This is a genomic window from Nocardia sp. NBC_00508 (assembly GCF_036346875.1).
GTDB lineage: Bacteria > Actinomycetota > Actinomycetes > Mycobacteriales > Mycobacteriaceae > Nocardia.
In genome coordinates this window covers 1,438,701-1,463,178 of the sequence record NZ_CP107852.1, presented here as the reverse complement: position 1 = coordinate 1,463,178, position 24,478 = coordinate 1,438,701, and the positions used below count along the sequence as shown (strand labels likewise).

The 24,478-nt window shown below is 68.1% G+C and carries 28 protein-coding genes and 1 pseudogene; 15 read left to right on the top strand and 14 right to left on the bottom strand.

Annotated features, from left to right (window positions below):
- Window positions 1–69 precede the first annotated feature (69 nt).
- The 3 genes from OHA40_RS06470 to OHA40_RS06460 form a co-directional block, all read right to left on the bottom strand.
- Complete coding sequence (locus OHA40_RS06470; protein ID WP_330232156.1) at window positions 70–1,095, bottom strand: alpha/beta hydrolase; 1,026 nt, start codon at window positions 1,093–1,095, stop codon at window positions 70–72.
- Window positions 1,096–1,518: 423 nt separating this feature from the next.
- The gene (locus tag OHA40_RS06465) at window positions 1,519–2,022 is read right to left on the bottom strand and encodes a GNAT family N-acetyltransferase (RefSeq protein ID WP_330232155.1); all 504 of its coding nucleotides are present in this window, start codon (window positions 2,020–2,022) and stop codon (window positions 1,519–1,521) included.
- Window positions 2,023–2,093: 71 nt separating this feature from the next.
- Window positions 2,094–2,429 (bottom strand): winged helix-turn-helix transcriptional regulator, encoded by a 336-nt coding sequence (locus OHA40_RS06460; RefSeq protein ID WP_330232154.1) that lies wholly within the window; start codon window positions 2,427–2,429, stop codon window positions 2,094–2,096.
- A gap of 106 nt (window positions 2,430–2,535) precedes the next feature.
- Here OHA40_RS06460 and OHA40_RS06455 point away from each other — a divergent pair, with 106 nt between their 5' ends.
- From OHA40_RS06455 to OHA40_RS06430, 6 genes are all read left to right on the top strand, one after another.
- On the top strand, window positions 2,536–2,862 hold the full coding sequence (locus OHA40_RS06455) for a hypothetical protein (RefSeq protein ID WP_330232153.1): 327 nt from the start codon (window positions 2,536–2,538) through the stop codon (window positions 2,860–2,862).
- 2 nt (window positions 2,863–2,864) lie between these two features.
- Complete coding sequence (locus tag OHA40_RS06450; RefSeq protein ID WP_330234071.1) at window positions 2,865–3,503, top strand: cysteine hydrolase; 639 nt, start codon at window positions 2,865–2,867, stop codon at window positions 3,501–3,503.
- A 274-nt stretch (window positions 3,504–3,777) separates the two neighbouring features.
- Window positions 3,778–4,743 carry an alpha/beta hydrolase gene (locus tag OHA40_RS06445; RefSeq protein WP_330232152.1) on the top strand — a complete coding sequence of 322 codons (966 nt, stop codon included), beginning with the start codon at window positions 3,778–3,780 and terminating at the stop codon, window positions 4,741–4,743.
- Between the two features lie 319 nt (window positions 4,744–5,062).
- Entirely contained in the window at window positions 5,063–6,004 is a 942-nt protein-coding gene (locus OHA40_RS06440) for an endonuclease/exonuclease/phosphatase family protein (protein ID WP_330232151.1), read from the top strand.
- Between the two features lie 257 nt (window positions 6,005–6,261).
- Window positions 6,262–6,702, top strand: a complete 441-nt coding sequence (locus OHA40_RS06435) for a hypothetical protein (protein ID WP_330232150.1) — start codon at window positions 6,262–6,264, stop codon at window positions 6,700–6,702.
- 195 nt (window positions 6,703–6,897) lie between these two features.
- Window positions 6,898–7,062: a hypothetical protein gene (locus tag OHA40_RS06430; protein ID WP_330232149.1), complete on the top strand. Its 165-nt coding sequence runs from the start codon at window positions 6,898–6,900 to the stop codon at window positions 7,060–7,062.
- 102 nt (window positions 7,063–7,164) lie between these two features.
- Here the strand turns inward: OHA40_RS06430 and OHA40_RS06425 are convergent, their stop codons facing one another.
- Window positions 7,165–7,632: a hypothetical protein gene (locus OHA40_RS06425; RefSeq protein ID WP_330232148.1), complete on the bottom strand. Its 468-nt coding sequence runs from the start codon at window positions 7,630–7,632 to the stop codon at window positions 7,165–7,167.
- 270 nt (window positions 7,633–7,902) lie between these two features.
- Between OHA40_RS06425 and OHA40_RS06420 the strand changes: the two genes are divergently transcribed.
- Both OHA40_RS06420 and OHA40_RS06415 read left to right on the top strand, forming a co-directional pair.
- On the top strand, window positions 7,903–8,595 hold the full coding sequence (locus OHA40_RS06420; RefSeq protein WP_330232147.1) for a class I SAM-dependent methyltransferase: 693 nt from the start codon (window positions 7,903–7,905) through the stop codon (window positions 8,593–8,595).
- Between the two features lie 109 nt (window positions 8,596–8,704).
- Window positions 8,705–8,868, top strand: a pseudogene (locus tag OHA40_RS06415) (metallopeptidase); the annotation flags it as partial.
- Between the two features lie 5 nt (window positions 8,869–8,873).
- Here the strand turns inward: OHA40_RS06415 and OHA40_RS06410 are convergent.
- From OHA40_RS06410 to OHA40_RS06395, 4 genes are read right to left on the bottom strand one after another with little or no spacing between them, the layout of a single operon-like run.
- Window positions 8,874–9,326 (bottom strand): 6,7-dimethyl-8-ribityllumazine synthase, encoded by a 453-nt coding sequence (locus OHA40_RS06410; protein ID WP_330232146.1) that lies wholly within the window; start codon window positions 9,324–9,326, stop codon window positions 8,874–8,876.
- 9 nt (window positions 9,327–9,335) lie between these two features.
- Complete coding sequence (locus tag OHA40_RS06405; RefSeq protein ID WP_330232145.1) at window positions 9,336–10,232, bottom strand: alpha/beta hydrolase; 897 nt, start codon at window positions 10,230–10,232, stop codon at window positions 9,336–9,338.
- Entirely contained in the window at window positions 10,229–11,599 is a 1,371-nt protein-coding gene (locus OHA40_RS06400; RefSeq protein WP_330232144.1) for a M20 family peptidase, read from the bottom strand. Before OHA40_RS06400 ends, OHA40_RS06405 begins: the two co-directional genes overlap by 4 nt.
- Window positions 11,596–13,263, bottom strand: a complete 1,668-nt coding sequence (locus tag OHA40_RS06395) for a CocE/NonD family hydrolase (RefSeq protein ID WP_330232143.1) — start codon at window positions 13,261–13,263, stop codon at window positions 11,596–11,598. Before OHA40_RS06395 ends, OHA40_RS06400 begins: the two co-directional genes overlap by 4 nt.
- A gap of 123 nt (window positions 13,264–13,386) precedes the next feature.
- Between OHA40_RS06395 and OHA40_RS06390 the strand changes: the two genes are divergently transcribed.
- Window positions 13,387–14,301 (top strand): DMT family transporter, encoded by a 915-nt coding sequence (locus tag OHA40_RS06390; protein WP_330232142.1) that lies wholly within the window; start codon window positions 13,387–13,389, stop codon window positions 14,299–14,301.
- A gap of 66 nt (window positions 14,302–14,367) precedes the next feature.
- Here the strand turns inward: OHA40_RS06390 and OHA40_RS06385 are convergent, their stop codons facing one another.
- Window positions 14,368–14,946: a TetR/AcrR family transcriptional regulator gene (locus OHA40_RS06385; protein ID WP_330232141.1), complete on the bottom strand. Its 579-nt coding sequence runs from the start codon at window positions 14,944–14,946 to the stop codon at window positions 14,368–14,370.
- Window positions 14,947–15,037: 91 nt separating this feature from the next.
- On the opposite strand from OHA40_RS06385, the gene OHA40_RS06380 reads away from it, so the two are divergent.
- Entirely contained in the window at window positions 15,038–15,928 is an 891-nt protein-coding gene (locus OHA40_RS06380) for an oxidoreductase (protein WP_330232140.1), read from the top strand.
- Window positions 15,929–16,173: 245 nt separating this feature from the next.
- Here OHA40_RS06380 and OHA40_RS06375 read toward each other — a convergent pair whose 3' ends face one another.
- The 3 genes from OHA40_RS06375 to OHA40_RS06365 all read right to left on the bottom strand — a co-directional run bounded on the left by OHA40_RS06375 (window position 16,174) and on the right by OHA40_RS06365 (window position 18,462).
- On the bottom strand, window positions 16,174–17,289 hold the full coding sequence (locus OHA40_RS06375; protein WP_330232139.1) for a glycosyltransferase: 1,116 nt from the start codon (window positions 17,287–17,289) through the stop codon (window positions 16,174–16,176).
- Window positions 17,289–18,029, bottom strand: coding sequence for a polysaccharide deacetylase family protein (locus OHA40_RS06370; protein ID WP_330232138.1), 741 nt, complete (start codon window positions 18,027–18,029; stop codon window positions 17,289–17,291). Before OHA40_RS06370 ends, OHA40_RS06375 begins: the two co-directional genes overlap by 1 nt.
- Before the next feature lie 88 nt (window positions 18,030–18,117).
- Window positions 18,118–18,462, bottom strand: coding sequence for a VOC family protein (locus OHA40_RS06365; protein WP_330232137.1), 345 nt, complete (start codon window positions 18,460–18,462; stop codon window positions 18,118–18,120).
- Between the two features lie 212 nt (window positions 18,463–18,674).
- On the opposite strand from OHA40_RS06365, the gene OHA40_RS06360 reads away from it, so the two are divergent.
- From OHA40_RS06360 to OHA40_RS06345, 4 genes are all read left to right on the top strand, one after another.
- Window positions 18,675–19,535 (top strand): sigma-70 family RNA polymerase sigma factor, encoded by an 861-nt coding sequence (locus OHA40_RS06360; protein ID WP_330232136.1) that lies wholly within the window; start codon window positions 18,675–18,677, stop codon window positions 19,533–19,535.
- Between the two features lie 92 nt (window positions 19,536–19,627).
- Complete coding sequence (locus OHA40_RS06355) at window positions 19,628–20,068, top strand: DoxX family protein (RefSeq protein ID WP_330232135.1); 441 nt, start codon at window positions 19,628–19,630, stop codon at window positions 20,066–20,068.
- Window positions 20,069–20,310: 242 nt separating this feature from the next.
- Window positions 20,311–20,775, top strand: coding sequence for a TY-Chap domain-containing protein (locus OHA40_RS06350; protein WP_442944029.1), 465 nt, complete (start codon window positions 20,311–20,313; stop codon window positions 20,773–20,775).
- 56 nt (window positions 20,776–20,831) lie between these two features.
- Entirely contained in the window at window positions 20,832–21,566 is a 735-nt protein-coding gene (locus tag OHA40_RS06345) for a DUF4191 domain-containing protein (protein ID WP_330232133.1), read from the top strand.
- Window positions 21,567–21,668: 102 nt separating this feature from the next.
- On the opposite strand, the gene OHA40_RS06340 is transcribed toward OHA40_RS06345, so the two are convergent.
- Entirely contained in the window at window positions 21,669–22,040 is a 372-nt protein-coding gene (locus tag OHA40_RS06340) for a YrdB family protein (RefSeq protein WP_330232132.1), read from the bottom strand.
- Window positions 22,041–22,092: 52 nt separating this feature from the next.
- Window positions 22,093–22,548, bottom strand: coding sequence for an RDD family protein (locus OHA40_RS06335; RefSeq protein WP_330232131.1), 456 nt, complete (start codon window positions 22,546–22,548; stop codon window positions 22,093–22,095).
- A 253-nt stretch (window positions 22,549–22,801) separates the two neighbouring features.
- Between OHA40_RS06335 and glnA the strand changes: the two genes are divergently transcribed.
- On the top strand, window positions 22,802–24,238 hold the full coding sequence (gene glnA, locus OHA40_RS06330) for a type I glutamate--ammonia ligase (protein ID WP_330232130.1): 1,437 nt from the start codon (window positions 22,802–22,804) through the stop codon (window positions 24,236–24,238).
- Window positions 24,239–24,478 lie beyond the last annotated feature (240 nt).

Genomic DNA, 24,478 nt, shown 5'->3' with positions numbered 1-24,478 from the left:
CGCTCGCACAGCTGCCGGATCTCGCACAGAGATCCGGACCCCACGGCTCCACGGCGTTACGGCATTCCGTCAGTTGCCGATGTGCAGTGCTTCGGCGATGGTGGGCCAGGACCGGGACAGTTCGTCGGCCCAGTACGGCCAGGAGTGTGTGCCGGTGAGCCGCAGATTCACCGTCGCCGGAATCTGCAGTTGGGTCAATCGGTTCGCCAGTGCGAGGGCGCATCCGAAGGCTCCGGCTTCGAGAGGGCCTCCGACGGTGATGGCGTCGGGGAGCTCGACCTTGCCGGGCAGGTCGTGTTCGCCGGGGACTCCACTACCGCTGGACAGGTAGATCCTGGTGCCGCGCAAGGCTTCCGCGTGTGACATCACGTCGTGGGCGAGCCAGTCGGGATCGTTCGGCGGGCCGAACATGTTGTCCGGATTACCTCCGTAGGTCTCGACGATCCCGCGGGCTTGGGCTTGACCAGCGCCCGCGAGGGTGTAGCAACCACTGTGGGCCGCCACGACGGAGTACAGGCCCGGTGTACGGAACGTGAGCATCATCGCGGCTTCGGCGCCCATGGAGACACCCTGGACGCCGTTGCGGCCGTTGCCTTCGAAGTGCGCATCGATCAGTGGCGGCAGTTCGCGGGTGAGGAACGTCTCCCATTTGTTGGTGCCGAGGACAGGATCGCGGCGCTGCCAGTCGGTGTAGAGATTGGCCGGACCGCCCGTGGTCAGCACCACGTTGAGGTTCTTGTCGGCGAAGAACTCCCGCGCACGGCCGTGCTCTGTCCAGCTGCTGCTGTTCTCGGGAGCGCCGCGACCGTCGAGCATGTACAGCGTTGGTCGCGGTCGGCTACGGTCGGCGGGCACCAGCACCTGCACCTGCACGACCCGGTTCATCGCGGGCGAGTTCACGAACACTCGCAGCCACCGGTCGGTAATCGGCTCGACACGGTCGACGACCGGTTGGGCCGGGAGGTCGGAGCTTTCCGCGGGGGCCTTGTAGCCGTCGGATGACCCGGAATTCGGACGAGATGTCGGCGGCTCCGCGACAACGACGCCGGACGCTGCCGTCAGGGCCCCCAGCATCACCGCTGCCGGCGCGAGCACCCTGGCAATCCACCACGTTCGCGAGCGCCCACCGTCCAGGCGTACCGGAGAAGAAGGGCCGGAACGGCCTAGATCGACAGTTTCTTCCCGGCTGGCATGACCAGGACGAACAGTAGGACACTCGAAGACACGATGCACTCCTCCAAGTAGACCAGGAAAACAAGCAGTTCCCTCACGGTGGGAACAAGCGAACTGTGCGGGCCGAACCTCCTACCGCCGTACCCGCAATACTCCGATTCCGGGCTCCTACCTGCTGCTTTGTGGTGCTGTGGGCCGGTCATAGACGCTGTGGGGTGTGAGCCGTCAGCCCGGGTGCCGGAATCGAGATGAGACATTCGACACTGTGGGGCACAGGGTTTCGGATCGGCCGCAACGACCCCGCATCCCCGAGACCTGGTCAGAGAACAGGAGCCATCCGCCCGGTCACTGGAACCGCAGAACCATTGTCACGCTGGTGGTTCCGGCGCGGTTGGTGATTTCGGAGCCGGCGACTTCGGTGAAGCCGAGCCGGGTGTAGAGGCGGCGGGCGGGATTTTCGGCTCGCACGCTGAGGCTGATGGCGGGGTATCGGGGTTGGGAGTCGGTGATGAGGCGGGTCAGCAGGGCGGTGCCGAGACCGGTACCGCGGGCGGCCGGTGCGACGGCGATCGCGAGTTCCGGGGTGGTGTCGTCGACGTAGCCGTAGCCGGGGTTCTCGCTGGTGAACCGGCGGATCCAGGCGGCGCCCCGTGGGTGGGCCGCGGTGCCGCCGATAACGCCGAGGTCGTCCGGGCCACCCCAGCCGTCGACGTAGCGGGACAGCTCCGGGAGGGTGCGGAGGGCGTCGGGTGAGGTCAGGTCTTCGGCGGCGTGCGACGCCTCGTACAGCATTGCCCAGAGGAACGGTTCGTCATCGCGGGTAGCAGGGCGCAGCAGCAGGGGTGTCACGCCATCGACAGTAGCGGCGGTCCGCAGCTCCCGACCCGCCGCCGGTGGTGTGGCGCCACGCGAAGCCCGGCTCAGGGCTCGAGGGTGAGGCCGGTGCGGGCGGCGCGCTGTTCGCCCCAGTCGTAGAGGGCGGTGAGGACGGGGACGAGGGTGTGGCCCTCGTCGGTCAGGGTGTATTCGACCTGCGGCGGCACGGTGTCGAAGACGGTCCGGTGGACCAGGCCGTCGGATTCCAGCTCGCGCAATTGCTGCACGAGCATCTTCTCGCTGGTGGTCGGCATCCGCCTGCGTAGTTCGCCGTAGCGGTGCACGCCCTCCTTGAGATGGGCGAGGATCACCGGCTTCCACTTGCCGCCGATCAAGTCGACGGTCACTTCCACGGCGCAGTTGTAGCGCTTGACGGGCACATGACCTCCGGGTACTCACCGAAAAGTGCGTTCTTGTAACACTGTAATCGTCGCGATTCCATGAATGCCGTTCATATCGACCAACGCAGACATGGAGCGAAAACCTATGAAGGTCATCGTTTTCGACCGATTCAAGCCGGGCGTCACGCTGGAGACGATCAACCCGTATCTGCCCGAGGAGGTCGCCAATGTGTGGCGGCTGTGGAAGGCGGGCATCGTGCGGGAGAACTACGCCCGCGCCGACGAGCCCGGTGTGGTGATCGTGTTCGAAGTCGACAGCGTCGAGGAGGCGGAGAAATACGTCGCGGACTTCCCGCTCACCAAGGCGGGGTACCTGGAGTGGACCTACGTTCCGGTGCAGGCGCCGTTGCCGCTGGAGGCGCTGATGGACTCGGCGGTCGACGTCGCCGAGCCGTACGACCGGACCGCGTGACGATGCGACACGCCTTCGGCCTCAGCATTCCGCAGACCGTCCCGGACGCCTGCGACCCCGCGCGCATGGCGCTGCTCATCTACGACATGCAAGTCGGCATCGTGCGCCAGATCCCGGACGGCGACAAGATCGTGCAGGCGTGCGTGCAATTGCGAGATGCCGCTCGGGCGGGCGGTTACCGGGTGTTCTACACCCGGCACATGTCGCTGCCGGTCGCCGCGTCCGGCGTCGCCCAGCTGCGCGCCGCCATGCAGTGGCAGCGCGTGGACGATCCCGCCGAGCTGCACTCCAGCTTCCCGCAGGGCTCACCGCAGTTCCAGCTGGCCCCCGAGTTGGCCCCCGGCCCCGACGAAGTGGTGTTCGACAAGATCACCATGTCGGCCTTCGCCGCGACACCGCTCGATATCGCGTTGCGCGACTGCGGAATCGATACGTTCGCCGTGGCAGGCATCGCCATGGAGGTGGGCATCGAGCCGACCGTCCGCCACAGCCTGGACCTGGGCTACCTGCCGATCATCGTCACCGATGCCTGCGGCGCGGGCCATCCGGCAGCAGCCGAACGGTCGCACGCCACCCTGGAATTCGCCGGTGGCTCGCTGACGACGGATACCGCCACGCTCACGGAGTTGATGAGCCGGTGAACGGTGGCCCCTGTGCGGGGCCACCGATACCCGAGGCCCGCCGACCGACACCAGACCACTCCGGCGGGCTACAACCCCGTAACTACCGGCTCGACCCGATCGAACCAGCTGAGACGTCCGTCGCGGCACCCACTTCCCTGTAGTGGTGGTTCAGCAATTTCATGGCATTGTTGGCGCGAAAAAGTCACGGCCTCCGATGGGGCCAAACGTCGATGGGGTTCGTACGGTGGTTTTGCGCATGTCGGTGTTGCGAGGGCGTCGAGGGTTCCGGCGAATGGGGTCTGTTGCCGCAGCTGCAGTGGTCGCTGTCGCACCGCTGTTCGTCGCGGCTCCCCAAGCGAACGCGGAGGCCGTCGTCGAGCGGATCGAGAAGACCTCTGCGCAGCAATGGCAGATGTACGTCCGCTCGCCCGCGATGAAGCGCACCATTCACCTCGACGTGCTGGTACCGGCGAACCAGGCGGCATCCCGGCCGACCTTGCTGCTGCTGGACGGAAACGGGGCGTCGGAATCCCAGCCGAGAAGCACCTGGACTCTGCGCGGAGGCGCCAAGGAGTTCTTCGCCGACAAGCCGGTCAACGTGGTGATGCCCGTCGGCGGCGGGGGTACCTATTACACCGACTGGTTGAAGGACGACCCCGAACTCGGACACCAGAAGTGGGAGACGTTTCTCACCTCGGAGCTGCCGCCGCTGATCGACCGCGAGCTGAAAGGCAACGGGGTCTACGCCGTCGGCGGACTTTCGATGGGAGCGGGAGCGGCGGCCATTCTGGCCGTGCGGCACCCCGACATGTTCCGGGCCCTGGCAGCTTTCAGCGGTTGCTATAAGACCGACGGTATCGGGCAACTCTCGGTGCGCCCCGTGGTCGAGTCGAGAGGCGGGAACCCGGACAACATGTGGGGTACCGCGGGCAATCCGGAGTGGGACGCGCACGATCCGAGCAAACATCTCGACGCGCTGCGCGGCAAACCGGTCCACCTGTACGTGGGCACCGGCGTGCCCGGCCCCGACGATGCCCCGTTCGACGACAACTGGTCGTGGCCCAACGACCCGCTCCGGGCGAACGAGATCGAACACATCTCGCATGACTGCACCCTCGCCACCGCGCCCGCCATGAAACTCTTCGGCGCCGACCTCTCGCTCGACTACGCCGCCGTCGGCGTCCACTCATGGCCGTACTGGAAGGCCGCATTGCCCAAATCCTGGCCGACTCTGCAAGCGGGCCTCGGCGTTCGATAGGACTTTCAACAAGCTTCCTGTACACCTCCTCCGCTCCTGAGCTTTCCGTGGGAAGCGATTGTGGATCGGCCCGGTGAGGAAGTGTGGATTCGCTCAGTGACGTCTTCAGCCGTCCGCTAGGTCGACGACCGGTGTGCCCGGCAGCGACCAGGCTGTCCCTATGGGGAAAGACAGGTCCTCGGTCACGGTCGGGATCGCAAACGGCGCAGGCGGCTTGATCCGTGATCGGGCTGGTCGACGGCGAGTAGGAGTCGTTCCCTCATGGAATCCACACATGCCCCACACCGCGACTTCACCGGCATTGCCTAGGCTCGGCCGCATGCGTAAATGGATAGACCGGGCTTTGCTCGGTGCGGGGTGGTGCGCTGTAGCTGCGGGCGCCGTCGGGATCGTGTTGCATTTCGGAGCGTGGGAGCGGCGGGGGCTGGTGCTGCTCGCGTCGGGGGCGTCGTACCTGATGATCGGAGCGGTCGCCGGTTTGGTGCTGATGCTGATCGCGCGTGGGTGGCGCAGTGCGGCCGTGGCCGGGGTGCTGGCCGTGGCGGTGCTGTGGACGTTGGTGCCCGCGTTCGTGCCGGAAGGACGGGCCGCGAGCGGGCCGCGGATGACCGTCATGCAATCGAATTTGCTGTTCGGCAAGGCCGATCCGGCCGCCGTGGTGCGCGCGGTCCGGGACAACCGGGTCGACGTGCTGACCGTCGACGAGCTGACCGGCGAGGCGGTCGAGCGGCTGGCGGGTGCGGGCCTGCTCGATGAACTGCCTTACCGCTGTACCGAACCCGGTGGCGGCGGTGGCGGCACGGGAATCTACAGCCGATATCCGCTGCGGGACAACAAGAAATACGACGGGTACATCCTGAACAACGTCTCCGCGACGATGGATCACCCGGAACGCGGGCCGATCACCGTCTTCGCCTTTCATCCGGTCCCGCCCCCTTTCAATTTCCCCGCCTGGACCGCGGAGATGCGCAGGACCCGCGAAATCCTGGACGCGCACCGCGGACCGGCCATCGTGGGCGCCGACTTCAACGCCACCCGCGACCACACCGCCTACCGCGACCTGCTCCGCGGCCGCTTCGCCTCGGCCGCCGACCAAAGCGGCGCGGGCCTGCTGCCCACGTACCCGGAAGACCGCCGCTGGGGCCCGGTGATCGGCATCGACCACATTTTGCTGGCCGACGCCACCGCCGAACAACTACACAGCCTCACCGTCCCCGGCTCCGACCACCGCGCCCTCATCGCCCGAATTCAGCTCCACTGACCGGTTGTCTGCGGCCACCAGCCGCGCATTCCGCACCCGGCATGGCCGGTGCGAGGACGGGATTTCGCCGAATCGCGCAGATGCGGACGGCTATCGTCCACCTAGCCGTGCTCAGCAAAGCAGATCTCGGCGACCGGATCTGCGCGCCAATGAGCGAGGACCGGTCCTGGCCCCGGCGTTGCGCCACCGACACCAGCTGTGCGGGGCCGGTATGGTGGTCGGCGGTAACGTCTTGCGGTGGTGGGCAGGTGGCGAGCGTGGATAACATCGAGCGACTGCTTCTCGGGCTGTCGGCTTCCTTGCGAGACGAGTTCTCCGTTGCGAGCGCCCGCGAGGTCCGGCGTCAGCTCGAAATTGTTCGAGACCGGGTGCCTTTCCCGCTTCCGGGCACGATCGAGCAGAGTCCGCTCCGAAACCTGTTCGACTACGTCGAGCTGAAGAGCCATGACGCCGTCCTCGGCCGGACCCAATGGCTTCGCGGGATGTTGGCGGAGATCGATCGAGAACTGCAGTCGGCATTGGCGGAAACCCAGCGCGGCGACTTGACCATGCACGACGTCCAGGAGATCGACAGCCTCTTATGGGAGCTGCGTGACCGTGTCGACACTTTCGAACTGAGGGACGACGGCCGCTGGCCATTGCAATGCCTCATCGCCTACGTCGACGCGAGAATGAAACGCTCTCTGGAAACGAACTGAACGACGTGAGCGAATCACCGCGGATTCGGTGAAGCTCAGCCCAGCTAAGCGAGAGCCCGATGGTGATCGCGGCGTGGCGCTCGGTCGCCCAGGCGGTCAACTCGGGCTGTCGTGGTCCGGCGGCGGGGGACCGGGAATGCCTGCCACTTGGCGACGAAAAGTCGGACACTGGGGAAGTCCTCCGCCGTGCAGGTCATGGCATGCTCCGGTTTCGAGGCCTTCACTCCGGTCGGTGATCCGGAGCGGACGCTGGGTCTGTACACCGTCGAGCCCGGACCACCGTCCGCGAACGCCCTGCGCCTGCTCGCCGGCCGGAGCGCCGACGCCACGTCCGAGCCGGGGAAGCACCCTGGCCGGTGACGAACCACAGCGTCCCCCGGACGCAGCCTCCGAACTGCGAAGACTCGACCTAGCGGTCCGTGAAAGTGGTGCCTGCGAGCGGCGTCCCCGCGGCGGGTCCGGTCACGGGCGTTCCCCCGTTCCCGTGCCGCTGTTGCGAGCTTCGACGGCCTTGACAGTCTTTTCGAGCGCCTGTCTCAGGACGCGCTTACCGACCGTCCCGACCACCACGCCGAGCACCCGGCCCTTGAGGTTCTTGCCCTCGCGCACCACGACGACATCCAGATCGGTCGTCCCGTCGGGCTGGCGAGTGAAGGTGTAGGTGTGGCCCGAGTGGCCGCCCCATACGTTGGAGTCGGTGGTCATCATGACGACGCGGTTGGGGTCTGACCAGTCGTAGTGCAGGCGCTCCCAGATGCCGCGCGAGCCCTCCGTGACGTCGGCCTCGCCGGGGCCCTGGGCGTGCACCTCGAGGTATTCGTCGGTGCTGTTGCCGAACAGCTGTGAGCGGCCGGGCCCGAAGTCGGTCAGCGCCGCGACAAACTGCTCGGGCGTCGAGTTCGTCGTCTCCTTGAAGTGGATGGTGGACATGTTGGCTCCTTTGCTTCGGCGGGGATGTCCTTCGAGCGTGGAGCGGTTGCCCGGCACCGTCACCGCGGTGACAGGCGGGTCTCGATCGATTACCTACCCCGCGAGGATGGCACCACACCTTTTCCGGGCACTATCGCAGCGCGGATCCGGAGCGACGCCGGGCAACGACTGAACCCGTTATTCCCGGCTCTGGGAAAGGCCGATACCGCTCGTCGAGCAAGCCGGGCGCGTCGCGGGCCAGGTCCCGAGCTGCCCTGATATTCGTGGGCTATGACCACACCACATGATTTCGAATTCGACGCGGTCTACCGTGGCACAGGCGGCCCGTTCGGGCCGGGTGTCAAACCGCCGTGGAGTATCGGGGAACCCCAGCCGGAACTCGCCGCGCTGATCGAGCAGGGCAAATTCCATGGCGATGTCCTCGACGTCGGATGCGGGGAGGCGGCGATCTCGCTGTATCTCGCCGAGCGCGGTTACACCACCGTGGGACTGGATCTGTCGCCGACCGCGGTCGATCTGGCCCGCGCCGAGGCCACCCGGCGCGGCCTGGCCAACGCCTCCTTCGAGGTCGCCGACATCGCCTCCTTCACCGGCTACGACGGCCGCTTCGGCACCATCGTCGACAGCACGTTGTTCCATTCGATCCCGGTCGAGTCGCGGGAGGGGTATCAGCAGTCGATCGTGCGCGCCGCCGCGCCGGGCGCGGCGTATTTCGTGCTGGTGTTCGACCGGGCAGCGCTGCCCGAAGTGCCTCAACCGGGGCCGTCACCGGTCACCGCAGACGAGCTTCGTGATGTGGTGTCGAAGTACTGGGTTATCGATGAGATCAGGCCGGCGCGAATCCATGGCGACCTTCCCGCGGAGTTGCCCGCGGTCCCAGGTTTCCGGTTCGAGGGCATGCGCGACGAGCCCAGCGGCCGCAAATCGGTTCCGGCCTGGCTGTTGTCGGCCCATCGGGGCTGATTCCGTCACGCAGGGCGAGGCCCAAGCCAAGTGCGCAGCGGATTTTCGGCATCGCCGGTCCATACCATTGTGTGAGCCTTGGTTCGAAAAACCGCCATGCGACCCCCACCTGTCCGCGGGCGACCTGGACGAGGCAGTGTCCGGGCTGCTCGCCGACGGACTCGCGGCGGCCGACGTGAACGGCAAGATGTGCCGAGCGGCTACCAGCGGCTGGATGCCTTCCGCACCGGCGTGCTGGATGGGGAGAGCGCCTGCCTGACGAAGTTCCGGTAGTCGCGCTACGCCGGAAGCGAGCGCAGCGAGCTGAGCGTGCCCGCCAAGGCTCGGGCCGCTTCGGCGCCCTTGGTGGCGAAGTGCTCGGTGAAGTACGTGACGTGCTCGTTGTGCTCGTGGAAGTGGTGCGGGGTGAGCACGACCGAGAAGACCGGCACGTCGGTATCCAGCTGGACCCGCATCAGCCCGTCGATCACCGCCGAGGCGACGAAGTCGTGCCGGTAGATCCCGCCGTCGACGACCAGCGCGGACGCCACGATCGCCGCGTACCGGCCGGAGTGCGCGAGACGCTTGGCGTGCAGCGGGATCTCGAAGGCGCCCGGCACCTCGTAGACGTCGACGGTGGCGGGGTCGAAGCCGAGGTCGGTGTATTGGGCGAGGAAGCCCTCGTATGCCTTGCCGACGATCGAGCTGTGCCAGCTGGCGCGGACGAACGCGATGGATCCGGGAGTTCTCATGCCGGGATACTACTGGCCGGTAATGTGCGCTTCCAGCCACCCGACCACGTCGTCGAACACCTTCTCCTGCTCGGGCTCGTTGAACACCTCGTGGTAGAGACCCTCGTAGCGGATCACCGTGAGATCCTTCGATCCCGCACCCCGCTCGATGAGGTCCGAACTCGACGGCGCGGCGATCGCGTCGGCGGTGCCGTGCAGCACCAGCAGCGGCACGGTGAGCTTCGACAGCCGAGCCTTGACCGTATGGGTCGCGTTCAGCATCTCGGAACCGGTGCGGGCGGGCAGCATCCCCCGGTAGACCAGCGGATCGTTGTCGTAGGCCGCGACCACCGCCGGATCACGGCTGATCTGTGACGAATCCAATTTCAGCACACCGAGATTCGGGGTGAACCTGCTCAGCACCGGCGCGAGCATGCGCTGCACGGGGTTGCCCACCGGAATGTCCAGCGGCGGCGCGGACAGCACGATGCCCGCGACGTCGATCGACGCCCTGGTGGCCAGATACAGGGTGATGAGGCTGCCCATCGAGTGCGCGACCAGGAAGCGTGGCACGCCGGGCTGCTCCCGGCCCGCGATGGCCAGCATGGCGGCGACGTTGTCGGCGGCGCCCGCCATCGAACCGATATTGGCTTTGCCGCCCGCCGACTTGCCGTGTCCGATGTGATCGAGCGCGTAGACCGCGAAACCGGCGGTGACCAGGCGCTGTCCGACGTGAGCGTAGCGGCCGGAGTGCTCGGCGACGCCGTGTACCAGGACGATCACACCGCGCGCCTCGGCCTCGGGCAGCCACGCGCGCCAGGCGACCCCGCTGCCGATGCCGTCGAACTCGCCGGAGTCGGTGCGGATCGCGGGCGCGGCGGGCGGCTCGGTCGGCGTGGCGTCGCGCGCCGTCGGCTCGGTCGTCATGCATCGGCTCCTGACGTCAGTGGCACGCTGGTCGCCGCGAAGTGCTCGATCAGCCGCCGGTTGAACTCGATGAGTCGAGCGTAGTTGACCCGGGAAAGGCGCTCGTCGGTTCCGTGAATCGAGGCCAGATCGCTCTCCTCCAGCACGATCGGGGCGAAGTTGCAGCGGGTGGCCGCCAAGTCGTGGTAGTGCCTGGAGTCGGTCGCGCCGGGAACGATGCCGGTGGTCACCGCGATGCCGGGGACGACGGCGCGAGCGAGATCGGCGATCAGGTCGAAGGCGGGACCTGGGCCGGTGATGCGCGACGGCTCCGCCGACATGCCCACCAGTTCGAACCGAATGCCCTTGTCGCGCACCACCTTCCGACAGTGCGCAAGCACCGACGCGACCGAGTCGCCGGGCAGGATGCGGAAGTTCACCAGCGCCTCGGCGTGCTGCGGCAGCACGTTCGCCTTCACCCCGCCGCGGATCACCGTGGGCGCGGCGGTGGTACGCACCATCGCCTCGCTCTGCGGCCGGGCCGCCATCACCCGGGTGATCACCGGCCCCGCGACGCCCGCGAGACCGAGCAGGCGCCGCCGCGGCTCGGGCAGGACCTCGCGCAACCTCGCCAGCATGTCCGCGATCACCGGCGTCAATCGCAGCGGCATCGGATGGTCTTGGATCCGGCTCACCGCGCGCGCGATCCGGCCGACCGCGGTCTGCTTGCCCGGCATGGACGAATGCCCGCCCACCTCGGTGACCGACAGCCGGACCGTCGCGTAACCCTTCTCGCCGAGCATGATCGTGGCCACCGGTTGCCGTACGCCCTCGACGACGCCCGCGGTGATCACGCCGCCCTCGTCGAGCAGCAGGTCCGCGCGCACGCCCGCCTGCCGCAGATGCTCGGCTATGCGCTCGGCGCCATGCCCGCCGAAGACCTCCTCGTCGTGCCCGAATGCCATATACACCGTGTGCCGGGGCCGCAATCCCGCGGCGAGCGCCGACTCGACCGCCTCCAGTATGGCGAGCACGCGGCTCTTGTCATCGATCGCGCCGCGGCCCCAGATGTATTCGTCGTCGACCACCCCCGCGAAGGGCGGATGGGTCCAGCGCTGCGGGTTGTCCACCGGCACCACGTCCTGGTGCGCGAGCAGGATCGCGGCGACCCGGCCGGGTTCGCTGCCCGGCCACCGGTAGAGCCTGCTGTGCCCGAAGCGTCGCAGCTCGAGTTCGGCGTGCACCCGGGGAAAGGACTGCTGGAGGTGGGCGTCGAGGCGGTCGAACGCGGCGTTGTCGGCGTCGCGCGGGTCGTCGGCGGACACGGTCGCACACCGCAGCGCGGCGGCGAGGCGTTCGGCGGTCAGGTCGTCGACCGGCTCGGTCATCGGGCACCGGTGCGGTTCGGCAGGTTCATGGACACCGTTGCATTGTTCAACATGCCGGGGTCGAGGGCGATGGTCTTCTCGTTTCGCCACTTCACGATGCCCTCGGTGAGCCCGCCGGGCAGATCGGGATGACGCGTGCCTGCCAGCAACGGCAGCTCGACACTCGCCGCCGCGACCGTGACCGGGGCGAAGGCGGGCGCGTGCGACCACACGTCGTCGACCACGTCGGTGATTCGCACGCCGATCCGGTGCCCGGCCGCAATCGGCCAGTCCTGGGCGAGCAACCGGACCTCCGCGGTGTCGCCGACCGGGGCGATGCCTCGGGTGATGACGGTGGCGCGCAGATCGGGTGCGATGTCGTAGAGCTCGACGGCGACGGTCGCGGTCGGCGGACCGCTCAGCCGCAGCGTCGCGGTCGGGATGCCGGACAGGTGCTGATCGTGGGTCAGCGGCTCGGACACCGACCAGACTTCGCGGTCGGGTCCCGGAACCAGGCCGCGGTCGGTGTAGCGACCGGGACGCAGCTCGACCGCGACCCGCTGCGCATCGGCGGGCGGCCACGCGGTCTCCGCGCGCCATTGGCCGTCGAACTGGCTGACGGTGATCCGCGGGCCGGGAATCTCGACGTCGCGTTCCGCCACATGCTTATCGAAAAAGGCGAGCAGTTCGGTGTCGAAGTGCGGCGTGCCGCACTTGTCGTGACAGGTGCGGTGGCCCCACTGACCGAACCAGGCTCGATGCGCACCGGGGCCGAGACCGTTCCACAGGTCGAACACTCGGTAGGCGCGGGTGTTGTAGTCGACGAAGCCTTGGCCGAGGAACAGCGGAATCGTGTTGCCGCGCAGGGGAGCGACGAGATCACGATCGCGCCAGAAGCTGGTGTCCGGGGTGTGATCGGCGACCTGGGAGAGGTAGTGCTGGTAGCACTGCCACGGCAATTGCGTTGCGTTCGACTGGTATTCGCCGCCGTCCTCCGGACGCGGCGGGGTGGACGCGATGAGCAGATGCTCCAATCCGGCGGAATCGGCAGGGCGCACGCCGTTTTCGGTGATCGGCTTGCCGGAGAACTTCCACGAGACGCCCTGCATGTACAGGTAGGAGTACGGGTCGACGACCGGCTCGAACGCGGCGACCGCCGCGAGGCCCTTCGCCTTGCCGGCCAGACCCATCAGCCCGGTCCACCCCTCGTAGGAGACGCCGAACATGCCCACCTTCCCGGTGGACCACGGCTGGCTCGCCGCCCACTCCACCGCGGCGGCGACGTCCGCTCGCTCACCCGGGCCGCCGAAATCCGGGCAGCCGTTGGAGCCGCCGAACCCGCGTAGGTCCACGATCACGTAGGTGTAGCCGGCGTTCAGGAACAGCTCGGCGCTGAGGTTGTCGGTGGATGGGCCGCCGGTCAGGCGCGGCTCGCTCAGGTACGCCGAATGCGCGCGATACGGGCTGACCGTGAGGATGACGGGAGTGCGAGTGTCCTCGGAGATACCGGCCGGGCGCACGATGTCCGCATGCAGCCGGGTGCCGTCGGTGCTGTCGATGAACGCCTGCTTCCACTGAAATGGCACCCGGAGCGGCTCGGCGTTCGCCGTAACCGGGGTGATAGCTCCCAGCAGGAGCAGCAGCCCGCACAGGGCGCGCAACAGGACAGGTCGTTCGCTCACCATAGGACTATCGAGTTTGCCCGGATCGGCGTCCAGACCCCGGAACCGGGGTGGTCGGCCGAGCCGTCGTCCACCCGCCGAGCGGACGCCATCCTGCGTTCATCCAGGTAGACCAGCATCGGCAGAGTGCAGGAACTCGGTTTCGGGTCCGTCGGCGCGGTGGCGACAGTCACCCTGGCGTTGCTGGCCGCGTTGCTGTTCGCGGTGTCGGCGGCGCTGCAACAGGGCGCGGCGCGGCAGGCGGCCACCGGCTCCGGACAGGGACGGTTCCTGGTGGTCGCCGCGATCGCCCGCAGGCTGATCACCGACCGCCGCTGGCTGGCCGGGCAGGGCGCGAACGTGGCGGGGTTCGTCGTGCACGCGGTCGCACTGCGTTTCGGCGGGATCGCGGTGGTGCAGGCGCTGCTGGTCGTGCAATTGCTGTTCGCTTTGCCGTTGGCGGCGGTGCGGCGTGGCCGCGCACTGCTCGCGCGGGACTGGGCGGGGACGACCGCGGTGTGCGCGGGCCTGATTCTGCTTGTCGCACAGGGGGTTTCCCCGCACTCGGCGGTGGAATCGCGACTACTGCCCGAGGCGGGCGCCGCTGTGGCCGTCGCGATTGTCCTGCTGTTCGGCGCGTCCCGGCTGGCCAGCTCCACCCAGCTGCGCTCCGCGCTGGTGGCGGTGGCCGCCGGATGCTGTTTCGCCACGACGGCGGTGCTGGTGGTGCTGGCGACGAGCAGGCTGCCGGAACCGAGCTGGGCGTTGCTAGGTATCCCGCTGTCGGCGTTTCTGGGCGGCGTGCTGACCCAGGAGGCGTACGCCCGCGGATCGCTGCCTACGGCGCTGACGGCGATGACGATCACCGACCCGGTACTCAGCTACCTGGCCGGGTCGATCCTCTTCACGGCGACGGTGCAACCACACCTGCCAGTCCTGGCGTGCGCGGCCACGTTGGTGATCGCGGGGGTCGCGCTATTGGCGAACTCGCCGACGCTGCACGACGAGCGGGATCGTTCCGCGGAAGTGGCGGGTGATGCGGCACGGGCCCAGGTCGCGTAGTCGCGAACGCCGCGCCGCACAGGAGCGCAGCTCCACACCTTCGGCCCACTGCGCTCTCCGCAGCTGTCACCGTTGGGAGTTCGGCACGGGATTCGGTGTCAGAGCGCGACGCGCCAGAGTCATCCACCGTAGTTGCTCGGCCTCCGCTGCGGCATCGGCAGGCGCGGTGGCCAAGAGCAGGATCACGTCGTCGGCGGTGATGTCGGGATAGAGCGAGCCGGCGCGATGGGCCATGACAACGAGGCGCTCGACAGCGACGCGGCCACGCTGCTGGAGTTCCCGCAACGAATCACCGGCAAGTCCGGTGACGGCGAACCTGAACAGGCGCTCCTGTCGCATGTCGATCACCACACTACGCAATAGCGCGGCGATCTCATCGACGGCGGAACTCGTACCATCCTCGACCCGGGTGAGCGCCGAGTCCAGTGATTCGCCGATTGCCGCGGTCAGGTCGGCCACGATGGCTTCGATCAGGTCTTTCTTGGCAGGAAAATGCCGATACAACGTGCCCACCGCAACACCTGCGGCCGCGGCGATCTCGTCCATGCCGATGTCGGGCCCTCGTTCGCTCACGAGTTCGCGTGCGGCCGCGAGGATCGCCTGGCGGTTGCGCAGCGCATCCGCCCGCCTGGGTTGAGCAGTCATCTCGCCGCATCCTTCCAGATCAATCTTGCAGACAACATGAATTACTGGTTCACTTTAACCTGAACGTGTCGTTCACATTAGGAGCGAGTCAATGAGAAAATGGACCGAAGCAGACATACCCGACCAGCGCGGGCGGATCGCCGTCGTCACCGGCGCCAACACCGGACTCGGCTTCGAGACGGCGCGAGCGCTGGCCGAACACGGCGCCACCGTCGTCCTCGCCTGCCGGAACCCGGACAAGGCCGCGGACGCCGCCCACCGCATCACCCAGCACGTGCCCAGCGCCTCGATCGAAACGGCAAAACTCGATCTGGCTTCGCTCACCTCGGTCCGTGCCGCGGCCGAGACGATCCGCGGCCGCTACGACCGCATCGACCTGCTGATCAACAACGCCGGCGTCACCGGCCGGTCCGGCACCACCGAGGACGGCTTCGAGATCCAGTTCGGCATCAACCACCTCGGCCACTTTGCTCTCACCGGCCTGCTCCTGGACCGCATCACCGCATCCCCCGCGGCGCGCATCGTCACCGTGAGCAGCATCGGCCACCGCTTCGGCCGCATCGACCCCGGTGACCCGGCCGCCGCCATCGGAAATGCCTATGGCAAGTCGAAACTGGCGAACCTGCTGTTCACCTACGAGCTCGACCGCCGCCTCGCCAACACCCGGGCAACCGCTGTGGCCGCCCACCCAGGCGGCGCGAGCACCGAGGTCTTTCGCTACTCCCCGGCGGCGTTCCGGCTGCCGAACTCGGCTATCGCCCGCCTCTTCGGCCGCAGCCCGGCCATGGGCGCACTACCCACCCTTCGCGCCGCCACCGACCCCAACGCAACAGGCAGCGAATACTACGGTCCTGCCGGTCTTTTCGAAATCCAGGGCTATCCCACGCGGGTGAAGTCGACCTCTCGCTCGCATGACCGTCAGAGACAGACCCGCCTGTGGGAGGTCTCTGAGAAGCTCACCGGGGTGTGCTATCCCGAATGAGCCGACCGGCGAGATCTCCGCGCTCGCGGGCTCGGCTCACGGCCGATGGCTCGACACCCGGATTCGCCGGATGCACTGAGCCAGGACATCGCGGCTCAGGTCGCGGATGAGTCACTGATCGCACTTCGAATCGTCGAAGCATGTGCGTCGCACAACCCAGAAAGGCGATCCTGCCCGCGTCGCGGAACTACGTCGCGCCCCGCGAGCCCCGGTCGCGATTCGGTCGGAGCGACCAACGGTCGAGGTCAGGCCGAGCGGGCTCGGGTCTCGTAGTCGGCGTAGAGGGCGAGCATATTCTCGACCGTCGCCGACCAGGGAAAGCGTTCCGCAGCCGCCCGAGCCGCACGACGGCGCTGGGCCGTGGGCAGGGCGAGCAGTTCACGGACACCCTCCGCGAGTCCGCGCGGTGAACCGTCGCAGACGACGCCGGAACATGGTCCGCCGATGAGTTCGCGCGCGGCGCCCGCGGCTGGGACGACCACAGGCGTGCCGCAGGCCAGCGTTTCCAGCACGGCGAGGCCGAACGTCTCGGCAGGCGACGGGAAGACCGCGATGTCGGCCTCGGCGATCAGGGCGGCCATGGCGGGCCGGTCGGTGAAATGGCCATGGAAGACGACGGGGAGCCCGTCCGCCAGCTGCTCCAGGCGGGAACGCAGCGGGCCGTCGCCGATGACGGACAGCGCACAGCGCAGACCGGAGTCGACCAGGACGCGCACCGCCTGGATGGCGCGTTCGGCGCACTTCTCGCGCGACAACCTGCTCACCAGCACGAGCCGTACCGGATCGTGGGGGTGCGCCGCGCCGCGGCGGTTTCCGGGGTGAAAGGTCGTGAGGTCGACGCCGAGCGGAACCCGGCGCACGTTGCGCGCACCGACGCGATCGAACTCGGCGGTGGCGAAACTCGAGGTGACCACGACCTTTTCGGCACGCACGCAGAGGCGGCGGTTGGCCAGATCGGCCGCGGTGGTGAGCGGGAAACCGCGCGGAACCCGGGAGCGCAGGATGGCGTCGATCCGTTCGTGCGAGAACAACACCAGCGGGACGCCCACGCCGCGCGCCCACGGTGCGAGCCAGCGGACGCTGAGTTTGTCGCTGCACTCGAGCACGTCCGGGGCGAGCCGATCCAGCACCGGGCGGGTGCGGCGGGCGGTGAGCACGTGGTAGCCCGCGTCGCCGAACTTCGGGCTGCGCACCGTGACGCGGTGCCCGGACGGGGTGCGCTCGTCGTCGTCGCGCGGGCCGGGCACGACGAGCGCACGGTCGTGTCCCGCTTCCGAATAGCCGCGCCCGATCTCGTCGACGCAGGTGCGCAGGCCACCGGAGGCAGGGGTGTAGAAGTTGGCGATCTGCACGATCCGCACTAGCCGACCGCCGATCCGACCAGTTCGGCATAGGTGGTCGCCCGCGCGCCGGTCCGCAGCACCGCGTCGATGGCTCGCAGGGTGGTGTCGCGCAGACCTGGCCTGTGCAGGTCGTCGGGATGTAGCGCCAATCGGACCAGCCCGCCGCGTTCGGCGGTCCGGCGCGCCACGGTCTCGACCATTGCCGCGCCGAACCGCTCCGGCCAGCCGCCACCCGGCCGGTGCGAGAGCGCGAACCCGCGGTACCGGCGTCCCGTGCGCAGATGCTTCGCCCCGAAATGCGAGGTGGTATAGGTGAACCCCGCCGCGCACAGCGCCAGCTCCGCGCCGGGCGAGGCAAGCCAGCCCGGCGGAGTGAAACCCGTTGTGTGCAGCGCCGATTCGGTCATCACCGCAGTCGCGGCGCGCAGCTTGGCCGTGGCCTCCGCGACGTTCAGCGCGGCGAATTCGGCCGCGCCGCGTGCCACCACATGCCCGACCGCCCTGCGCGGCCATCCGCCCTCCGGCCCGGCCCGGTGCGACCACCCGTGCACCAGGATGTCGTCGCCGCCCCGCCGCCGCTCGCGGAGGAACGCCGCATAGTCCGGATCGCCGGACAGCCGCATCCCCCGCCACGGACCGGGAACCACCAACAGCGAGACGGGAATTCCGAACTGATCCGCGTCCGCGCACCAGCGCGCCGTCTCCGCCGCACTCGCCGGTGCGACGTCATGGACGCTCACCACCAACCGCGCACACACGCTCCGGAAGGTAGCACCGCCCGGTAGCCGCGAGCTGAACAGCGCGGTGCGGTCGTCTGAAAGTGCGGTGCGGCGTCCCCGGCGCAGCCTACGGCTGCAACAGGCCGATCATGTTGCCGTCCGCGTCCGTGATGGTGGCGATCAGCTTGCCGCCGCCGACGTCCTTGGGCTCCCGGTCGACCGTCGCGCCCGCCTCGACCAGCGCCGCGATCCGCTTCTCGATGTCCTCGACGTGCCAGTACCCGATCGGGCCGGTCATGCCCTTGCCCGCGTGCCCATTCGGGTCGAGGCCGATGTCCTGACCCGCGACCCGGTAGCCGACGTAGTACGGGGTGTCGGCGATCGGGTCCACGCCCAGCAGCGCGGCGAACACGCTCTTGGCTTTCGCGAGGTCGGTGACGGGGTAGATGATCGTCTGCAGTCCTGCGGTCATGATGACTCCTGCGGTTTCAGTACCCGGCGGATTTCGCCGTCGCGGGTATGACCAGCCCGCCGCGGCCGATGTGACAACCGATCGCGGAAAAGTTTCCGCCACCGTCACACAAGGCGGGGTTCGACGGTCATGGTGATGACCGGGCCGGGCGGCAGAATGGACCGCCGGGCAATCCATCCGCGCACGATGTGTGCCGGGCAAGGGAGTGGACGATGGCCGACGACATGGAGTTTCTGGCGCGCCGATTCGAGCAGCAGCGCGGCCAGTTGCGGGCGATGGCCTACCGCATGCTCGGCTCCGCCGCCGAAGCCGACGACGCCGTGCAAGAGGGATGGGTGCGGCTGAGCCGGTCCGACGCGGCGGAGATCGACAACCTCGGCGGCTGGCTGACCACGGTGGTGGCACGGGTGTGCCTGAACATGCTCTCCTCCCGCGGCACGCGCCGTGAACAGCCGCTCGACGAACACGAACTTGTCCTCGGGCCGGAGGACGCGGGCCCGGAACAGCAAGCGGTGATCGGCGACTCGGTCGGCCTCGCACTGCTGGTGGTGCTGGACACGCTCTCGCCCGCGGAGCGGTTGTCGTTCGTGCTGCACGATATGTTCGCCGTGCCGTTCGACGAGATCGCCCCCATCGTCGGCAAAACGTCGGCGGCCGCCCGCCAGCTCGCCAGCCGGGCCCGGCGGCGAGTCCAGGGCGCGCGGGCCGTGGCCGATCGGGACCGGCAGCGCGAGGTGGTCGACGCGTTCCTGGCCGCTTCCCGTAGCGGCGATTTCCAAGCGCTGCTGACCCTGCTCGATCCCGATGTGGTGCTGCGCGTGGACGCCGCGGCGCTGGCTTCCGGCGCGGCGGGCGCGCTCGGCCCCGACGCGGTGGCGCGGACGTTCTCCGGCCGGGCCAAGGCGGCACGGCTTGCCCTCGTCGACGGCCGCGCGGGCGCGGTATGGGCGGTCGGCGGCACCACGCGGGTGGTTTTCGACTTCACCGTCACCGAGGGCCGGATCGTCGCCATCGATCTGGTCGCGGACGCGGAGACGCTTGCGCAGATGCAACTGGAGATCCCGGCGAAATGAATCGGCGCGCGCTGTCACATTCCCGCGGTGGCTCCGGTCAGGGATGTGACGGCGCGAACGGGTCGCGCCCGTGAACGAGGCAGGGAGCCCCGATGAGCACAGCGCGATCGATCGCATTCTGGACCACCACCGCCGTGATCGTTTTCATTTTGGCCTCCGGCGGCGTCGCCGATCTGATGCACGCCCCGAGCACCGAAGCGGGAATGACCGAGCTGGGATATCCGACCTATGTGATGACCATTCTCGGATTCTGGAAGATCCTCGGTGCCATGGCGATTCTGGCGCCGCGCTTTCCGCTGGTGAAGGAATGGGCTTATGCAGGCGCGTTCTTCGACCTCACCGGCGGATTCGTCTCGCATATCGCGCACGGATCGGCGGCGAACCATCTTTTCTACACGGGATTCTTCGCAGGCTGCGTGGTCGCTTCCTGGGCGCTGCGTCCGGCGAGCCGCACGCTCGGCGCACCGGTGTTCCGCCGGTACGGACAGGTGGCGCCGGTCGCGAAGACGCCGCAGGCCCCGGCGGCCGTGTGAGGGCCAGCCAAACCTGGACCGGACATCCGCGGCCGTGTCCTGGACGATGCGTCCGACGAGCCGAACGGTTGTGCGGGTTCTGTCGACACGGGTGTTCGACCGAGACACCGCAGATCCCTGCCGTGGAGTGGTGATGCGCGCCGAGATATTCCAGATAGCTATGACATATGTGAACTAGGCCGGGGCGCAACGCGATTCGCGTTGTGCCCCGTGCGGGTCGGCGTATGATCGGGCCGGTGCTGATGCCGGGGGAAGGAATGAGCGAGCCCGTGACCGCGGACTGGGAAGGGTTCGTGCAAGCGCTGGCTCGCTGTCTCTCGGAGCTGCCCTCGCGTGCCACGTTGATCATCGCCGCGCCCGGCAATCGCTTTGTCCAATTCGTCCAGTTCGACATCAAGTTGTCCGCCGAGCTGGCCGGAAACAACTACTTGAGCCGACCGATACCGGACACCGCCGCGCAGGAGTTGCGCGCACTGGGCTGGCATGAGCCGCCGCCGCGGCAGGACGCGGGGAACTGGACCAGAACTCTGTTCTGGCCGATCGCGCCGAACAGCCTGCTCGAGTTCGCCCGCTCGGTCGCCGTCGGCCTGCGCGACGCCCTCGGCGTGGCCGCCCCGGTGGAACTGCGTGCCATGGGCTGGACCGAGGCGTCCGGCGATCTGGATCTCACCGTGCTCGGGTCGATCGGGCAGCGCGGCTGGAATTGATCGACGCCGCGCTCCCACGGCAAAGCCGCGACTACCTGGGCACTATCCTGAGAGGCATGGCAGCAGGCAAGCCCACCAAGGAAGCGAAGGCCGCGGCGAAAGCGGCCCGCAAGCAGCAGTCGAGGGAACGCCGCAGGCAACTGTGGCAGGCGTTCCAGATGCAGCGCAAGGAAGACAAGCTGCTGCTGCCGCTGATGATCGGCGCTGTGGTCGGCAGTACCGCCGTCGCTGTCGTGATCGGCTTGATTTTTGGGCTGACCTTGTTCCTCGTGCCGCTCGGCGTGGTGCTCGGCGCGCTGGTCGCGTTCATCATCTTCGGTCGCCGGGTACAGAAGAGCGTCTACCGCAAGGCGGAGGGCCAGGCGGGCGCCGCGGCCTGGGTGCTGGACAACTTGCAAGGCAAATGGCGGGTGAGCAACGGCGTCGCCGCCACCACGCAACTGGACGCGGTACACCGCGTGATCGGCCTGCCCGGCGTGGTGCTGGTCGCCGAGGGCGCGCCGCAGCGGGTGAAGTCGCTGCTGGCCCAGGAGAAGAAGCGCACCGCCCGGCTGATCGGCGACACCCCGATCTACGACGTCGTGATCGGCAACGACGAAGGCCAGGTTCCGATCAAGGACCTGCAGCGCTACCTGACCAAGCTGCCCCGCAATATCGACACCAAGCGCATGGAGCTCATCGAAGGCCGCCTGTCCGCGCTCAGCGCGCGCGGCGGGCCCGCGCTGCCGAAGGGCCCGATGCCCGCAGGCGCCAAGATGCGCGGCGTGCAGCGAACCATCCGTCGCCGCTGACAGCTCTTGCCGCCGGGTCCGTGGCCCATTCCATGCGACTCGGACTCTTCGGCTCGACATCCCGGGGGATACGGCGCGATGCGCGTGGGTCCGGATGTCGCCTCATTTGCGACTGAGCAGCCAGACGACGCGGTCGTAAGCGAGCGCGTGATACACGATCACCAGCACCGCGAACGCCACACCCCATCCCGGCAGTCCGGCCGACTGCAGCGCGAGCGCTCCGCCGCCCAGTACCGAGAGCTCGATCACCAGGCGCGTCGAGCCGGACACGGCGACCATCGACCGGCCGCCGCGGCTCGGGTCGCCAGGTACCGAGAAAATCTGCCACAGCGCTACCGCAACGACCGGCAGCGCCACCACCAGCAGAAACTTCCACGGCCCTTCGAACGCGCGCCAGCCGAAGACGCCGAAGGACGCCACGGCGACGAGTTCGAGCAGGAAGCGGACAGCGAGCATCACCGGATTCAAAGACACCGGCGCAGCCTATCGGCGTGACCGGTGGCGGGTGGGCCCGATGCCGGGCGGCTCAGCGCGAATGCACCAGCGCCGTGCCGGTCGCCCGGTCGTGCATGCCGCGGCCGTCGGCGTCGGTGAACAGCGCGGGCACCACGAACAGCAGCAGCACCTGCCTGGCCAGCGCTCGGACGAAGCCCACCGGCACCGGAGCGTCGACGCGGACCGTCCGCAGTCGCAGGAAGTACTGCCCCGGGGTGAAGCCGAACAATGTCACCGCGCCGACGCCGATGACGAACCAGATCAGCAGCGTCAGGCTCGAGGCCGACGTGCTGCGTGCGATGAGCGCCGCGATGCCGAGCGCGATCATCCAGTCCACGAACAGCGCGGCGATCCGGCGGCCCATCCCCGCCAGCGAGCCCGCTCCGGTCTTCGGCAGGCCGAGGTGCTCACCGGGGAACTCGGGGGTAGCCGGATCGCCGGGTTCGGCCGGAGGTCCGGAGAGCCAGGAGCCGGTGATGCGTGCCATGGAGCCCAGAATAGGCGCGCGCGATCGGCCGCCCGATACCGCATAACCGGAGTTCAGGTCGGCGCGCACGCCCCGCGATGGCAGGACTACCATGCAGTTCGAGCCCGGGTGGTCAGCGCCACCCGTCCAGACGCACGTGTAACACTGGCGAAACACGGGCTTGACTGCAGGGAAACACGGCATCCATAGCGTCTGGTCGCGACGAACCCATGCAATCGACACTGGCTGGGAACCGATCCGGTAAGGAGAACAAGTGACGTTCAGCACGGCCGACGAGGTCATCAAATACCTCGCTGATGAGGACATCGAGTACGTCGACATCCGGTTCAGCGATCTTCCCGGTGTGCAGCAGCACTTCTCGATCCCGGCGAAGGCCTTCACCACCGACCTCGCCGAGGAAGGGCTAGCGTTCGACGGCTCCTCCGTCCGTGGATTCCAGTCGATCGACGAGTCGGACATGCTCCTGCTGCCCGACTACAGCACAGCGCGTGTCGACCCCTTCCGCGCCGCCAAGACGCTGAACCTGAACTTCTTCGTGCACGACCCGTTCACCCGGGAGGCCTACAGCCGCGACCCGCGTAACGTCGCGCGCAAGGCGGAGGAGTACCTGCGCTCGACCGGCATCGCCGACACCGCGTACTTCGGCCCCGAGGCGGAGTTCTACATCTTCGACTCGATCCGCTACGAATCGGCCATGAACAGCGCCTTCTACGAGATCGAGTCGGTCTCGGGTTCCTGGAACACCGGCAAGGAGTTCAACCCGGACGGCACCCGCAACCGCGGCTACAAGGTCCGCAACAAGGGCGGCTACTTCCCCGTCGCGCCGTACGACCACTACGTCGACCTGCGCGACAAGATCTCGACCAACCTGCAGAACTCCGGCTTCGAGCTGGAGCGCGGCCACCACGAGGTCGGCACCGCCGGTCAGGCCGAGATCAACTACCGGTTCAACACGCTGCTGCACGCGGCCGACGATCTGCAGCTGTTCAAGTACATCGTCAAGAACACCGCGTGGGCCGAGGGCAAGACCGTCACCTTCATGCCGAAGCCCCTTTTCGGTGACAACGGCTCGGGCATGCACGTGCACCAGTCGCTGTGGAAGGACGGCAAGCCGCTGTTCCACGACGAGGCCGGCTACGGCGGCCTGTCCGACCTGGCGCGCCACTACATCGGCGGCATCCTGCACCACGCGCCGTCGCTGCTGGCCTTCACCAACCCGACGGTGAACTCCTACCACCGCCTGGTCCCCGGCTTCGAGGCGCCGATCAACCTGGTGTACTCGCAGCGCAACCGCTCCGCCGCGGTCCGCATCCCGGTCACCGGCAACAACCCGAAGGCCAAGCGCCTCGAGTTCCGCGCCCCGGACTCCTCGGGCAACCCGTACCTGGCCTTCGCCGCCATGATGATGGCCGGCCTGGACGGCATCAAGAAGAAGATCGAGCCGCTGGCTCCGGTCGACAAGGACCTCTACGAGCTCCCGCCGGAGGAGGCCAAGAACATCCCGCAGGCCCCCACCAGCCTGGACTCGGTCATCGACCGCCTCGAGGCGGACCACGACTACCTCACGGAGGGCAACGTCTTCACCGAGGACCTGATCGAGACCTGGATCAGCCTCAAGCGCGAAGGCGAGATCGCGCCGGTGAACCTGCGCCCGCACCCGTACGAGTTCGAGCTGTACTTCGACGTGTAAGTCGGAACTCTGGTCCGACCTGCGGCCGAGCATCTGCTCGGGTGTTCGGTCCGCAGTTCGGGCGCGGTAGTCGGCGAGTCCATCCGTTCCGCGATCACTTCACGTGATCGCGCAGCGGGTGGACTCGTTTGCGTTTGCGGCGCACGGACTGGGCATCGTTGGTCGATTGCGTCTGTGGAAGGCGGGCCCCAGCCGATGAGACCGCCACTCAGCAGGGCAGACGACGGGGCATCCGCGACC